This is a genomic window from Sneathia vaginalis (assembly GCF_000973085.1).
Classification (GTDB): Bacteria; Fusobacteriota; Fusobacteriia; order Fusobacteriales; family Leptotrichiaceae; genus Sneathia; species Sneathia vaginalis.
The window spans coordinates 575,285-589,583 of the sequence record NZ_CP011280.1; the positions used below are offsets into that span (position 1 = coordinate 575,285).

At 25.5% G+C, this 14,299-nt stretch carries 15 protein-coding genes; 12 read left to right on the plus strand and 3 right to left on the minus strand.

Going from position 1 to position 14,299, the window contains the following annotated elements; genetic code table 11:
• Window positions 1-9 precede the first annotated feature (9 nt).
• The 8 genes from VC03_RS02910 to VC03_RS02950 all read left to right on the plus strand — a co-directional run bounded on the left by VC03_RS02910 (window position 10) and on the right by VC03_RS02950 (window position 6,122).
• Window positions 10-2,079 (plus strand): hypothetical protein, encoded by a 2,070-nt coding sequence (locus VC03_RS02910; protein WP_046328590.1) that lies wholly within the window; start codon window positions 10-12, stop codon window positions 2,077-2,079.
• 29 nt (window positions 2,080-2,108) lie between these two features.
• On the plus strand, window positions 2,109-2,396 hold the full coding sequence (locus VC03_RS02915; RefSeq protein ID WP_046328591.1) for a hypothetical protein: 288 nt from the start codon (window positions 2,109-2,111) through the stop codon (window positions 2,394-2,396).
• 101 nt (window positions 2,397-2,497) lie between these two features.
• Window positions 2,498-2,953 (plus strand): hypothetical protein, encoded by a 456-nt coding sequence (locus VC03_RS02920; protein WP_046328592.1) that lies wholly within the window; start codon window positions 2,498-2,500, stop codon window positions 2,951-2,953.
• 38 nt (window positions 2,954-2,991) lie between these two features.
• Window positions 2,992-3,690, plus strand: coding sequence for a hypothetical protein (locus tag VC03_RS02925; protein ID WP_046328593.1), 699 nt, complete (start codon window positions 2,992-2,994; stop codon window positions 3,688-3,690).
• On the plus strand, window positions 3,671-4,138 hold the full coding sequence (locus VC03_RS06555; protein ID WP_052727672.1) for a hypothetical protein: 468 nt from the start codon (window positions 3,671-3,673) through the stop codon (window positions 4,136-4,138). Before VC03_RS02925 ends, VC03_RS06555 begins: the two co-directional genes overlap by 20 nt.
• A gap of 166 nt (window positions 4,139-4,304) precedes the next feature.
• Window positions 4,305-4,880 (plus strand): glycoside hydrolase family 108 protein, encoded by a 576-nt coding sequence (locus tag VC03_RS02940; RefSeq protein ID WP_052727673.1) that lies wholly within the window; start codon window positions 4,305-4,307, stop codon window positions 4,878-4,880.
• Window positions 4,881-4,884: 4 nt separating this feature from the next.
• Window positions 4,885-5,214 carry a phage holin, LLH family gene (locus VC03_RS02945; RefSeq protein WP_046328594.1) on the plus strand — a complete coding sequence of 110 codons (330 nt, stop codon included), beginning with the start codon at window positions 4,885-4,887 and terminating at the stop codon, window positions 5,212-5,214.
• Window positions 5,215-5,555: 341 nt separating this feature from the next.
• On the plus strand, window positions 5,556-6,122 hold the full coding sequence (locus tag VC03_RS02950; protein WP_046328595.1) for a hypothetical protein: 567 nt from the start codon (window positions 5,556-5,558) through the stop codon (window positions 6,120-6,122).
• A 51-nt stretch (window positions 6,123-6,173) separates the two neighbouring features.
• Here the strand turns inward: VC03_RS02950 and VC03_RS02955 are convergent, their stop codons facing one another.
• The 3 genes from VC03_RS02955 to VC03_RS02965 all read right to left on the minus strand — a co-directional run bounded on the left by VC03_RS02955 (window position 6,174) and on the right by VC03_RS02965 (window position 7,925).
• Window positions 6,174-6,365 (minus strand): hypothetical protein, encoded by a 192-nt coding sequence (locus VC03_RS02955; protein WP_046328596.1) that lies wholly within the window; start codon window positions 6,363-6,365, stop codon window positions 6,174-6,176.
• 121 nt (window positions 6,366-6,486) lie between these two features.
• Window positions 6,487-6,996 (minus strand): hypothetical protein, encoded by a 510-nt coding sequence (locus tag VC03_RS02960; protein WP_046328597.1) that lies wholly within the window; start codon window positions 6,994-6,996, stop codon window positions 6,487-6,489.
• A 17-nt stretch (window positions 6,997-7,013) separates the two neighbouring features.
• Window positions 7,014-7,925, minus strand: coding sequence for a DUF4116 domain-containing protein (locus VC03_RS02965; protein ID WP_046328598.1), 912 nt, complete (start codon window positions 7,923-7,925; stop codon window positions 7,014-7,016).
• A 249-nt stretch (window positions 7,926-8,174) separates the two neighbouring features.
• Here VC03_RS02965 and cas12a point away from each other — a divergent pair, with 249 nt between their 5' ends.
• Genes cas12a through cas2 form a run of 4 tightly spaced genes read left to right on the plus strand, consistent with a single transcriptional unit; the run spans window position 8,175 to window position 12,990 of the window.
• Complete coding sequence (gene cas12a / locus VC03_RS02970) at window positions 8,175-11,162, plus strand: type V CRISPR-associated protein Cas12a/Cpf1 (RefSeq protein WP_257719628.1); 2,988 nt, start codon at window positions 8,175-8,177, stop codon at window positions 11,160-11,162.
• 4 nt (window positions 11,163-11,166) lie between these two features.
• On the plus strand, window positions 11,167-11,724 hold the full coding sequence (gene cas4, locus VC03_RS02975) for a type V CRISPR-associated protein Cas4 (protein WP_052727674.1): 558 nt from the start codon (window positions 11,167-11,169) through the stop codon (window positions 11,722-11,724).
• Complete coding sequence (cas1, locus tag VC03_RS02980; protein ID WP_046328600.1) at window positions 11,721-12,713, plus strand: type V CRISPR-associated endonuclease Cas1; 993 nt, start codon at window positions 11,721-11,723, stop codon at window positions 12,711-12,713. The genes cas4 and cas1 overlap by 4 nt, the downstream gene beginning before the upstream one ends.
• Before the next feature lie 4 nt (window positions 12,714-12,717).
• Window positions 12,718-12,990 (plus strand): CRISPR-associated endonuclease Cas2, encoded by a 273-nt coding sequence (gene cas2, locus VC03_RS02985; RefSeq protein WP_046328601.1) that lies wholly within the window; start codon window positions 12,718-12,720, stop codon window positions 12,988-12,990.
• Window positions 12,991-14,299 lie beyond the last annotated feature (1,309 nt).

The following is a 14,299-nucleotide window of genomic DNA, read 5'->3' on the forward strand; positions in this document are numbered from 1 at the left end:
GAGGTATAAATGGAAGAAAATAGACATATATTCAACAACTTGACACAAGTAGAGAAGATAAAACCTAAAATTGATAATCCGATAATTGTTGAAGATGTAACATACAATTTTAGTGACTTGATAGAAAATGAATGGATTTCACACTTCCCACAATATTCTCACAGAATGCGTAGCACATTCGTTAAGGGTGCAGGGATTGTAGATGAACACCTAGCTAATATCAATCAATGCTTGATACAGTTAGAAGATGAATTATATAGGGTGTATGACAAACTTAGTGATGATAAGAAAGCAGAAGTAACAGAGTTCATAGAAGCTAGACAAAATGAAGTTAATGAGTTCATACAAGCAAGAAAAGACGAGGTAGCAACCTTTATTAGTGACAGAAAAACAGAAGTTGCAGACTTTATAAAAGATAGAAAAAACGAAGTTGCAACATTCATAAGTAACAAGCAACACCTTGTTGATGAGTTCGTGCAAGCTAGGCAGAATGAAGTAGCAAACTTTATCCAAAGTAAAACTAACGAAGTATCAAACTATATTAGTCAAAAAGAAGAACAAATAACAAGGTTCATAGGAAATAAGGATAATGAAATAAATAAAAGAACTGAAACTTTAGATGATTATACCAAGAACCTAGAAGGTAAGATTGACCAATTCAATCTAGTTATACAAGGTGGAGAAGCAACAGAAGACAAGCTAGGACTTATAAGGTTAAGTACAATAAGTGAACAAGTGCAAGTAGCAACAGTTGAGAACTTAAAACAAGCACTAATAACACCTAACTTCAAAGATACAACACCAGTAAAATGGAGTGTTAACATTACAGTAAAATATTGTGGAAAAGAAAAGAAAATAGTAGCAGATAACCTAGATAAAAATAAATTAGATTATGTGTTTAATAGTTCTAATTATTCTGAATTTGCAAATTATCACCCACAAACTGAAACAATAAAAAGAGCAGATGAAGAAGTAAAAAATGTAGATAAAGTCATATACTTAAAACTAAAGCAAGTGACTGTAAGATGGCATGTAACAAGTGAAGATGGCAAAATAAACAAAACAATAGAAGAAGTAGTACCTACACAAAATAGTCCATTTCAATATAAGTTTGACCCAACAAAATTTACAGAATTAGCAAAATATGAATTGGCAGGTGGTCTTGATTATGTAAGTATAGATGAAAATAGTGAGAAAAGCGAGAATAACATATACTTAAGGTTGAGAACAGAACACCCAGAACTACACCCAAGCCCACAGGATATACCAACACCACCTGTACCAGAACCAGAGCCAGAGCCTGACCCTGAAAATCCATCGGGGGGGGGTATGAGTTCTACGGATAAACCAAAAGAAAAAACTTTAAAAGAAAAACTACTAGACGAAATTAAAGATGGAATAATAAAATCTTTACCTTTAAATTACAAAGGAAGAAAGTATTCTGTGGGAATACTGGAAAGTGTCGAATTTCAAAATTTAAATACTGATGATAATATAATAGGTGCTAAATTGAAATTTGTCGGAGATAAAAAAAGTAATATAACTTTATTAAAAAATAATGGTAGTAAAATTGCTTATTTAGATGTAGAAGTTCGTGATGATAGAAAAAGATTTGAACTTAATTTTAACACATATAGCACAGCATATGAAACAACATTTTTATTAGCTAAAGTTTCTGAATGGTCAAGTATAAATTTATTATTTAATTCGATAGATTGGTGGAAAAAAACTGATGAATTTGCTAGAGTGAAATATCCTGTTATAGAAAAGATGGAAGATAGAATAATATCAGCGTTTAGCAACCAAGACATTGGAATCAATACTGAATATGGAAAAGTATTGTGTGAATGGTTCTGGAATTTAGTCGATACAATTGGAGCACGAGGGAAATTTGAAAATTATGGAAATGAAAAAGGAGAATTAAAAGATTTCTTTGATAAAATGGGTGCGTTAATTCGGAGATTTTCAGATGATTTAGTTGATTTTCCAATATTAAAGTATGTTTCACTTCGCTTATTGCCGTTCCATATATATGAAGAGATAAAAGAACCAGACACAGATGACGATGATAGACCATAAAAATATTATAAAGAAAAGGAGAAAAGAACATGAGTAAAAAGATAGAATTAGGCTTACTAGCCAAGAGCATAAAGGCAATACTAGGGCAAGACAAGAATATTAAGATTTTAAATGGGAAGGATAGCATAAGCATAAAAAGAGATGATATATTAGTGTATGACGATGGAAACCAGTTCTACTTTTATAAAGTAATAAGAGATGGTAGCACATCACTCCCAACATCGTATTACTGCGAAAAATTAATATTAGGAGAAGGTGGCTTAAAGTGGGAAGAATTTAAAAAAAAAATGCAGAAAATTACGAACCTCCTATCATAGTTAGTGATACCTTTGATTATATATTATTAAGAATTAATCATGCTACAGTATACGAAAATAAAATAGAGTTTAAATTCTGCAACGGTAAGGTAGTGACATTTATGACTGACCAAACAGAAGATATTGATTTATTCAGTGGAACAAGGGAAGTAAGAAAATGCACCGTGAATAATGACGGTAGTGAAAATGAATGTAGAGTAGAAAATGAAATAAGCCGATGGTCTTATGAATTTGAGGAGCTTTTAAATGCAAGCAACAGTAGTGCTTATACACATTCAAATTCTCCTGTTGGAAGACTTTTTAAGTGGGGTGGTGGATATACATTATATCAAATATACATTTTATTTAGGGATAAATATTATGGCGAATTCCAAAACCCTAGACCATTTATAGAACTACACAGTAAATGTAGATATCTAACAAGTAATGAAGTCACACTCCATACTTATGCAGATAATTGTGGGTTTAGTTCAACATATATTCCTAATTATATGCCTTTTCCAAAAGGGTTAGTCAATAAGGACAAAGTTTTAGAAGAAATACTAAAAAGAGATTAGAAATAAGTATTAATAATTAAAGAAAGGAGAGAACACACATGAAATATGTATATAGAAAAGACAAATTGCTAAGTTCAGTGTATGATGAAGTGCCAGACGATGTTATAATCAATTCATATTCAAATGAAAAAGACAAAACACCTGTAGTAATAACTAATGTACACTATGATAATCCTGTTGTAGATAAAGACACAGGACAATTAAGAGAGAAAACAAAGCTAGAATTGTATAATGATGGATTGTACAAGCTAGGATATAATGAATTATTTAAAGATGGAGAAATAAAGACAGTAGATTTAGACCCTTACCACGTTATAGAAAATAACCAAATTGTATTTAAGAAAACTGAACTTTTGAATAAAATTGAAAATGAAATTCACAGAAAAGAGCAGATGGAGAAAGAGAAAGAGTTTGAATTTAAGGGATATATGCAACCTAACAGAGAATTACAAGACCAAACAAGCTTGCTTAAGGTTATATCATTACTTAATGCAACACAACAAACGGAGTTTAAGGATTGGAAGATGTATGATGATAAAGGCAAAGAACATTATGTAACACTAACAATTCAAGAGATGATGAAGTTAGCATATATAATGCAACAACAAACTACAAGAGCAATGAGAATAGCAAGCAAGCTAAGAGAAAAGGTTGAAAATATAACAGACGAAAAAGAATTAATGGAATTTAATGTAGAAAAGGAATGGGCAAGCAACAATGAAGATAACAAAAATTAAAATTGTATTCTACAAAAGTAATTATAGGTGGTGGAGTAGACTTATTAAATGGTGGACTAATTCTAATTACTCACATTGCGAATTGTATGTGAACGATAGATACTTACTAGGTATATCAGATGAACAACAAGTGAGAATTAAAAGATATGATTTATCCCCTGAAAAATGGGATAGTATAGACTTAAAAATTGATGATAGGCTAGAATGGATAGTTAATGACTTCTTTGAACAGACACAAGGTGCAAAATACGATTGGAAAGCTATAATTCTATCTAATATCTTCAATAGAAGAAAGCAAGATAAAACAAAATACACTTGTAGTGAATGGATAAGTGAATTGTTAGACTTGAGGTATAACATTTTTCAACCAAAACGATATTATATGCTAACACCACAAGATGTTTATGATGTGTTTAAGAAAATGACTTCACAGAATAAGCGAGGTTGAAAGTTTCAAGGTATAGGCGATAGTTTATACCTTTTTTTATTAAAAATTAATTATACGTTAATTTTACACTAATCGTGCGTTAATCGTGCTAAATATATTTTAGAACTCAATAAATAAAAGGATTAATCGTGCATTAATCGTGTGAAAACAAAAAAAGGAGGTAATAATGGACTGGATAATCGAAATAAATGGCAAGAAGTACAAATTAGTACCACTTGATAACAAGAAAGACCCTTTTGATAACATTTTTAATTATATTTTAATGGTTGAGGGTAGATATTCTAACAACCCAAATGATAGAGGTGGAGCTACTAAATATGGAATAACCGAAAATGTAGCTAATGCATATTATGGATATAAGGTAGCAAGTCTAACTAAAGAACAAGCTAAAGAAATATATTATAAAGAATTTTACCTTAAGAATAAGCTAGATAAAGTAGCAAGTGATAAGGTAGCATTATCAATATTCGACTGGCTAGTTAATAGTGGTGTGTGGGCAATCAAGAAAGCCCAACTAACATTATGCAATTTAGGATATAAGGTCGATATAGATGGAATTATAGGTAGAGATACACTTAATAGCTTAAATTCAGTTAATGTTAATGATTTTTTAAATGAATATCATAGGATTCAAAAATTATTCTATGAAGCAATAGTATACAACAACCCAAGTCAAAAGGTATTTTTGCAAGGTTGGATTAATAGATTAAATAACAAAATTAAATATATAAAGGAGATGTAGTATTATGAACAAGGGAACAGTATTTGGAATTATTTTTACAGTTTTAGGAGCAATATTTGGAGCATTACTACCTAAGTTAAGGGAATTAGTTAAAAAAACACCAACTGAGTTAGATGATGTAGCATTAGAAGTCGTGGTGTTTGTTGAAAAACTACTTAATGGAGATAGTGGAGAGTCTAAAAACCAAAGAGCCAAAGATTTAATTGAGGCTAAACTAGGACAAACAGTTAAAGAAAAAGTCTTAGACAAGGCAGTTGAGAAAGCAGTAACAACTATGAAGGTAGCAGAAGCACAAAAGAAGTCATTAGATGAAGTTGGTAAGAAGGGGGAGTAGTTACCCCTTTTTATTCTAATGAGTTAATCAAGAATATTCAAAGGGATTATTCAAAGACAATGATGTATGGTGACTTAGGTATAACTAACACAGGATTTAAAGTTGAAAATACATCAATTAGTGCAAGACTAGGATTTAGCAAATATTTTTAAAAAAATTTTTGACAAATTATAAAAGTATGCTATAATTATAGTGTAAAAGATAAGAAGACCTCATTTTTTATAATTTCTACTATTGTAGATACGCTTTCAGGTCTTATATTTTTTTAAAAACTATCTTTTGGTTAATCCTTAGGGATTAACTTTTTTTTATACTCAAAAAAAAGGAAAGGAGAACACAGATTGACACCAGAAGCAACAATTACAATCATAGAAAATAAAGGCATAGCAGTTGTTATATGTGGATTAGTGATATTCCTAGCATATAAGTATTTTGCTGGTGTTTTGGAAAATAGTAATGAAACAAACAAAGAAATATTAGAAACATTAAATAAAATAAACAACTTCTTAGTTAATGGATATTGTAGAGATGAAGATTTAAACCTATTAATCAAATTAAGGGGTAGGTATGTAATTTTGGAATACAAATGGATAATAGTTAAATATGTTTTGAACAATCATATTAAACAAAATCTTGAAAAAATTAAGTTGGAACTTAAGAATTATGCAGACAGTTCAAGTAATAGAACCTTGGAATTATTAAGCAAAAAAGCAAGTTATCAAGAGATAAAAAAAGAAGTCGAAAGGATTAATGGCATTTTAGATGAAATTAACGAAATTATATTTCCTATTTTTGAGGATATGGCAAAACAATCTTTAACATTTGATGAAAAATTAGATATAATAAGAACAATAGAAATACATTTTGATAAGATAGAAAGTTTATTTTTATCAAAATTAGCAATATAATAAAAGCACTCGATACTTTCTTTAAGTAAAGAGTGCTACTTTTTTTATTTATTATATTTTCTTTTCCATTTCTTTAATTCCTGCTAGTAAGATTTCTCTGTTCTTAACCCCTAAATTGTTTCTAATATCTTCTATTAATTTTAATTCATTAGCCGTAACCCTAATAGTTATTGACTTAGATAGCTTTTCATCTGGACTTAAATTCTTCCAAATATCCCAAGTCCTTTTACTTCCTTTTTTCATTCTTCACCTCCTAATTCATTTATTTCTTTGTGATAAAATAAAAAACGAGCTTAAAGGTGAATCAATGCTCAGCCTATAGATTTTACTCTATAGGCTTTTTTATTTTATCTTAATCTTATAATTATAATGCCTTAATATATTCTTCATTGATTTTATCTTTATATACCTTATATATATCATAGCAGTCAACTAAATCTTCTAATCTATCAGAACTTATATAAGTTGTATAATCATCAATTTTAATATATTTATCACCTAGGTCACACATATCTAAGTCACAATCTGATTTATCAATTGAACGATACCATAATGGTTCTAATTCTTTAATACTTAGCTTATCTAAGTCATACATATAGTTTTCATCTATTTCACATTCCTTATAAATATCTTGTACTGTATCTTCATCCAAGTCATCTTGCAATAATTTAATTTCAGTAGTTAGAAAGTATTTATATTCTTTACCTTTTGTTGTAATTATATAAAACATACAATCAAAATCAAAATCGTCATGTAAGTCCATTTCGCCTAGTTTAAGATTTTGTATGTATTGTTTTACAAATCTTAAATAGTTTTCGTCTTTTTCATCTTTCAAATAATCTAAATCCTTTAATTCTTCTTTAGTGTATTTCATGTGTTTTCCTCCTAATTTTATTTATTCAAAACTTTTTTCAATCTATCACTGACATAATTTAAAGCAAAATCGTTTATCTTCATTGCTTGTAACATAAATTCTTCATTGTCACATAATTTAGAACTTGCATATTGCATTAATAATACATCATGTTTTATCGCTTCTAGTAGAATGTCTTTGTCACTTTTCATTTGACGGTTTGCATATCTTAATACTAACGGATTGCTTTTAATCGCTTTTAAAACAAATTCTTTATTGTTATATAATCTTTCACTAACATATCTTAATGCAAATTCATTTTCGCTTACTGCTTTTAAAGCTATTTCTTCATCATCTTGCAAATCTTTACTAGCATAATTCAATGCACCCCCACAATGTTTTATAGCTTTTGAAACTACATCTTTATCATTTTGAAGTTTCTTGTTCAAGTATTCTAGTGCATTACCATTTGTTTTAACTAATTCTAAAGCAAAATCTTTATTATCTTTTAATCTATTACTAACATATGTTAGTTGCCAAACATTCTTTTTAGTTGCTAATAAGACTACATCTTTGTCATCTTTCAATCTATCACTTGCTTCACTTATAATATTATAATTTTCAATTGCTAATAGAACAAAATCTTTGTCATCTTTTAATTCATCACTTGCATACTCAAGGACATTATCAATAACTTTAAGTGTTTTCAACATGAAGTCTTTATTACTACGTAATCTTTTACTTGCGTATTTTAGTGCGTCTTCGTAATTTTCCGCTTCTAATATAACTTCTTCATCATCTCTTAATCTTTCGCTTACATATTCTAAATTGCTTCCATCAATTTCAACTGCTCTTAGTACAACCTCTTTATCATCTCTTAATTTGTCACTTACATATTTTAGACTTAGTCCATCATTTTCAATTTCTTTTAATACTTGTTTTTTAGTCATATATTTTTCCTCCTCATCTTTTATAATCATATGATACAACATAAATTATAAAATGTCAAGCGTTTTTATGAAAATATTTTATTTTATTTTTTTAGCCTTGATTTTACTAGGTTAGAAGACTTAAAAAAGTTCTATTAAAGTTCTATAAAATCAAAGAACTGCTAAAAAGTTCTAAAAAGTTCTAAAATAAACAAAAAGAAAAACCAATAAATATCAGTATTTAAAAATATATGTTAAATTAATCTATTAATAAATGAAGTAAATCAAAAATATAAATCTAAACTGAATGTATTCAATTCTTTATACAAGCAAATTTTGACTGAAGAAGATACAAAATCATTTGTTGATGAAATATTATTAACACCTGAATCTGTAATAAAAACAATTGATAATTTTATAGATAGTATTATTATGAATGATATTGAAGGATTAAAAGAAGAATTCTTAAAAATTAGTTTAGAAAATTTTGAAGGTATATATATATCAAACAAGAAATTAAACGAGATTAGTAATAGAAAATTTGGGGATTATAATTCAATTAATATGATGATTAAACAGTCTATGAATGAAAAAGGTATATTAAGTAAGAAAGAAATTAATGAATTAATTCCAGATTTAGAAAATATAAACAAACCAAAAGTTAAAAGTTTTAATTTAAGCTTTATTTTTGAAAATTTAACAAAAGAACATAAAGAACTTATTATAGATTACATAAGAGAAAATATATGTAATGTCATAGAAAATGTAAAAATAACTATAGAAAAATATAGAAATATTGATAATAAAATAGAATTTAAAAATAATGCAGAAAAAGTTTCTAAAATAAAAGAAATGTTAGAATCAATAAATGAATTGTGTAAACTTATAAAAGAATTTAATACTGATGAAATTGAAAAAAATAATGAATTCTATAATATATTAAATAAAAATTTTGAAATTTTTGAAAGTTCATATAAAGTTTTAAATAAAGTAAGAAATTTTGTTACAAAAAAAGAAGTTATAGAAAACAAGATGAAATTAAATTTTTCTAACTATCAACTTGGAAATGGATGGCATAAAAATAAAGAAAAAGATTGTAGTATTATTTTGTTTAGAAAGAGAAATAATGAGAGATGGATATATTATTTAGGTATTTTAAAACATGGAACTAAAATAAAAGAAAATGACTATTTGTCAAGTGTAGATACAGGATTTTATAAAATGGATTATTATGCACAAAATTCATTAAGTAAAATGATACCTAAATGCAGTATTACCGTAAAAAATGTAAAAAATGCTCCAGAAGATGAAAGTGTTATTTTAAATGATAGCAAAAAATTCAATGAACCTTTAGAAATAACACCAGAAATAAGAAAGTTGTATGGAAATAATGAACATATAAAAGGAGATAAGTTTAAAAAAGAATCTTTAGTAAAATGGATAGATTTTTGTAAAGAATTTTTACTTAAATATAAATCATTTGAGAAGGCAAAGAAAGAAATTTTAAAGTTAAAAGAAAGTAATTTGTATGAAAATTTAGAGGAATTTTATTCTGATGCAGAGGAAAAAGCTTACTTTTTAGAATTTATAAATATAGATGAAGATAAAATAAAAAAACTTGTTAAAGAAAAAAATCTATATCTATTCCAAATATATAATAAAGATTTTTCTGCGTACAGTACAGGGAATAAAAATTTACATACTATGTATTTTGAAGAATTATTTACAGATGAAAATTTAAAAAAACCAGTTTTTAAATTAAATGGAAATACGGAAGTCTTTTATAGAATAGCTTCATCTAAACCTAAAATAGTTCACAATAAAGGAGAAAAATTAGTAAATAAAACATATTTAGATGATGGCATAATAAAAACTATACCAGATAGTGTATATGAAGAAATTTCTGAAAAAGTAAAAAATAATGAAGATTATTCAAAATTACTAGAAGAAAATAATATAAAAAATCTTGAAATAAAAGTAGCTACTCATGAAATAGTAAAGGATAAAAGATATTTTGAAAATAAATTTTTATTTTATCTACCAATAACTTTAAATAAAAAAGTATCAAATAAAAATACTAATAAAAATATTAATAAAAATGTTATAGATGAAATAAAGGATTGTAATGAATATAATGTGATAGGTATAGATAGGGGTGAAAGAAATTTAATAAGTCTTTGTATAATAAATCAAAATGGAGAAATTATACTACAAAAAGAAATGAATATTATTCAGTCATCAGATAAATATAATGTCGATTATAATGAAAAATTAGAAATAAAATCTAAAGAAAGAGATAATGCTAAGAAAAATTGGAGTGAAATTGGAAAAATAAAGGATTTGAAATCAGGGTATTTATCAGCAGTAGTTCATGAAATAGTAAAGCTCGCTATTGAGTACAATGCCGTCATAATATTAGAAGATTTAAATAATGGCTTTAAAAATTCAAGAAAAAAAGTTGATAAACAAATATATCAAAAATTTGAAAGAGCTTTAATTGAAAAATTGCAATTCTTAATATTTAAAAATTATGATAAAAATGAAAAGGGAGGACTTAGAAATGCATTTCAATTAACACCAGAATTGAAAAATATTACTAAAGTTGCATCTCAACAAGGTATAATAATTTATACTAATCCAGCATATACTTCTAAAATAGATCCTACTACAGGTTATGCGAATATTATAAAAAAATCAAATAATAACGAAGAATCTATAGTAAAAGCTATTGATAAAATATCTTATGATAAAGAAAAAGATATGTTCTATTTTGATATTAATTTATCAAATAGTAGTTTTAATTTGACAGTAAAAAATGTTTTAAAGAAAGAATGGAGAATATATACTAATGGTGAAAGAATAATATATAAAGATAGGAAATATATTACATTAAACATAACTCAAGAAATGAAAGATATTTTAAGTAAATGTGGTATTGATTATTTAAATATTGATAATCTAAAACAAGATATATTAAAAAATAAACTACATAAAAAAGTTTATTATATATTTGAATTAGCAAATAAAATGAGAAATGAAAATAAAGATGTTGATTATATTATATCTCCAGTATTAAATAAAGATGGAAAATTCTTTATGACACAAGAAATTAATGAGCTAACTCCGAAAGATGCCGATTTAAATGGTGCATATAATATTGCACTAAAAGGTAAATTAATGATTGATAATTTAAACAAAAAAGAAAAATTTGTATTTTTAAGTAATGAAGATTGGTTAAACTTTATTCAAGGAAGATAAAAAAATGGAAAATACAATAAAAATATCCAATTTAAATGATTATATTTTTTGCCCTATCTCCATATATTTCCATAATTTATATGGAGATATGGACACTATAATGTATCAAATGGATTATCAAATTAATGGTAAATTTGCTCATAAAACAATAGATACTAATACATATTCTACAAGAAAGGATGTAATAACATCATTAGATGTGTATTCAGAAAAGTATAACTTGACTGGGAAAATTGATATTTATGATAAAAGTAAAATGATATTGATTGAAAGAAAAAATAAAGTTTCAGAAATTTATGATGGATATATTTTTCAATTATATGCACAATATTTTTGCATGATTGAAATGGGTTACAAAGTTGAAAAACTTCAAATATATTCAATAAGTGATAATAAGAAATATGACATTAAACTACCTAAAGATGATGTTAAAATGTTTTCTAAATTTGAAGAGATTGTAAATAATATAAATTTATTTGAAATGGAAAAATATTCTCCGAATAATAAGAGTAAATGTGAAAAATGTATATATTCATTTTCGTGTGATAGGAGTCTTTTATGATAAGCTTTCCAATATTTAATTCAAAAAAAACTATTTTTGTTTTTTCAACTGAAGGAGATAAAATAAGTATTTTAAATTCTAATATTGTTATAAAAGATAAAGACTTAAAAGTTAAAGTTCAATGTAGTTGCTATAATATATTTTGTATATACATTATAGGGGATACAACATTAACCACACCATTAATTAAAGCAACTAAAAAGTTTGGATTTCATATAGTTTTAATGACAATTACATTCAAAATATATTCAATTATTTCTTTCGGTATAGAAGTTAATACTCAATTAAAGAATAAGCAATATTTGTATGATAAGATAGATATAGGCAAGATGTTAATAATTAATAAAATTGAAAATCAAATTAGTATATTAAAAAGTTTTAGAAAAAAATCAGATGAAATGAAAAAAGATATAAAGAATATGGATAAAATACTTATGAAGTTATCTGAATTGTATATAAAAAATAATGAAATAGAATTAAGTAAAATAAATATTATTATGGGATATGAAGGAAGTGTTTCTAAAATATATTTTAAGTATTTATTTGAGGATTTAGATTTTTCAAAAAGAATGCCCAGAATTAAAGCTGATTATATTAATAGTATATTAGATATAGGATATACAGTACTATTTAATTTTATAGATTCAATTGTATCGATTTATGGATTTGATACTTATTTTGGGTTTTTACATAGACAATTTTATATGCGAAAATCACTAATATGTGATTTAATTGAGCCATTTAGACCGTTAATTGATTTACAAATAAAAAAATCTATACATTTAAAGCAGTTTAGTAAAAAAGATTTTAAAAAAATTGATAATAAATATATTTTAAAGTTTGAATGTAATAAAAAATATATTAAAGTATTTTATAAATTACTAGATCAAGAAAAAGAATATATATTCTATTTTATACAAAGTTTTTATAGAGCATTTATGAGAGAAAAAAGTATAGAAGAATATACCAAATATATAATTAGGAAATAAAAGTATGGTTATAATAAGTTATGATATATCAAATGATAAAAAAAGAAGGGTATTTTCAAAATTTTTAGGTAAATTTGGACACAGAATTCAGTATTCTGTGTTTGAAATTGATAATGCACAGTCAGTTTTAAATAATATAATTTTAGAAATAAATAATAAATATAAGAAAATGTTTGACCAGTCAGATTCGGTTTACATATTTAATTTATCTAAAAATTGTAAAATTTTTAGATATGGATATGCAGAAAATGATGAAAAATCAATACTTTTTGTCTGATATGTGCTATAATATATTAGTGCTTTCAAAATTGTAAATCAAGGTGTTAATATTTTTAAAATGCGAAAAAATCAAATCTCTCAAATGTAAAAAAAATAGGTTTGCAAATATGTGTCTTGTAAGCCAAGTAATTATTGATGGATCACATTAGAGGATTTGAAAGCATCTTTTAATTTCTACTATTGTAGATCAAGGGTGGTACAACAGATTAAATAATATTTGAAAGCATCTTTTAATTTCTACTATTGTAGATCCTTTAATTCTTTTACAAAAGTTAATTATTTGAAAGCATCTTTTAATTTCTACTATTGTAGATAGTTGTTTTCACATGTTGGTATATATATTTGAAAGCATCTTTTAATTTCTACTATTGTAGATCGATATAATCTACATAGTTTGGATAATATTTGAAAGCATCTTTTAATTTCTACTATTGTAGATAAGAAATGTTGCTTGCTCACATTCAAATTTGAAAGCATCTTTTAATTTCTACTATTGTAGATAGTTGTTTTCACATGTTGGTATATATATTTGAAAGCATCTTTTAATTTCTACTATTGTAGATTATATCCGTTGTGTTATTGTCTGGTAGTTTGAAAGCATATTTTAATTTCTACTATTGTAGATGAAGAAGAATTAATCGTGCGTTAATCGATTTGAAAGCATATTTTAATTTCTACTATTGTAGATTAGAACATATTAATCGTAGTTGCACAGATTTGAAAGCATATTTTAATTTCTACTATTGTAGATTGGAATAAATAATGCAACAATTGTAATATTTGGAAGCACATTTTAATTTCTACTATTGTAGATTAGTATCATATCTTTATACTTACCATCATTTGGAAGCATATTTTAATTTCTACTATTGTAGATGGGAAACTAATGCTAGCAATGGTGAAATTTGGAAGCACATTTTAATTTCTACTATTGTAGATATATGTATTTTGAATATTAGGTATCTTGTTTGGAAGCATATTTTAATTTCTACTATTGTAGATAGAGTAGTGTAATTTATGAATAGGGGACATTATTATAAATAGTTATAATAAATATGATATAAATGAATATTACATTGAAAATAATAAATATTTAAAGGGTAAAATCATTAAAATTACTAATGATAGATTTTAAAGTGTAGAGTTGTTAGAAAAAGCAAAAGATAATATTTTTAATAGTTGGAGTAAATTTGCATTAGAATATCACACAGATTTTAGGATATATATAAAGTAACTTTTTCTAAAATTATTGAAGTGTATAATAGAGTGTGTAAATTATAGAAAATAATTTACGTACTTTATTTTTA

Excerpts from the sequence above, each read along its gene's own strand:
- VC03_RS02910 (WP_046328590.1), top strand. The coding sequence starts at position 10 with ATGGAAGAAAATAGACATATATTCAACAACTTGACACAAGTAGAGAAG.
- VC03_RS02915 (WP_046328591.1), top strand. The coding sequence starts at position 2,109 with ATGAGTAAAAAGATAGAATTAGGCTTACTAGCCAAGAGCATAAAGGCA.
- VC03_RS02920 (WP_046328592.1), top strand. The coding sequence starts at position 2,498 with ATGACTGACCAAACAGAAGATATTGATTTATTCAGTGGAACAAGGGAA.
- VC03_RS02925 (WP_046328593.1), top strand. The coding sequence starts at position 2,992 with ATGAAATATGTATATAGAAAAGACAAATTGCTAAGTTCAGTGTATGAT.
- VC03_RS06555 (WP_052727672.1), top strand. The coding sequence starts at position 3,671 with ATGAAGATAACAAAAATTAAAATTGTATTCTACAAAAGTAATTATAGG.
- VC03_RS02940 (WP_052727673.1), top strand. The coding sequence starts at position 4,305 with ATGGACTGGATAATCGAAATAAATGGCAAGAAGTACAAATTAGTACCA.
- VC03_RS02945 (WP_046328594.1), top strand. The coding sequence starts at position 4,885 with ATGAACAAGGGAACAGTATTTGGAATTATTTTTACAGTTTTAGGAGCA.
- VC03_RS02955 (WP_046328596.1), bottom strand. The coding sequence starts at position 6,365 with ATGAAAAAAGGAAGTAAAAGGACTTGGGATATTTGGAAGAATTTAAGT.
- VC03_RS02960 (WP_046328597.1), bottom strand. The coding sequence starts at position 6,996 with ATGAAATACACTAAAGAAGAATTAAAGGATTTAGATTATTTGAAAGAT.
- VC03_RS02965 (WP_046328598.1), bottom strand. The coding sequence starts at position 7,925 with ATGACTAAAAAACAAGTATTAAAAGAAATTGAAAATGATGGACTAAGT.
- cas4 (WP_052727674.1), top strand. The coding sequence starts at position 11,167 with ATGGAAAATACAATAAAAATATCCAATTTAAATGATTATATTTTTTGC.
- cas1 (WP_046328600.1), top strand. The coding sequence starts at position 11,721 with ATGATAAGCTTTCCAATATTTAATTCAAAAAAAACTATTTTTGTTTTT.
- cas2 (WP_046328601.1), top strand. The coding sequence starts at position 12,718 with ATGGTTATAATAAGTTATGATATATCAAATGATAAAAAAAGAAGGGTA.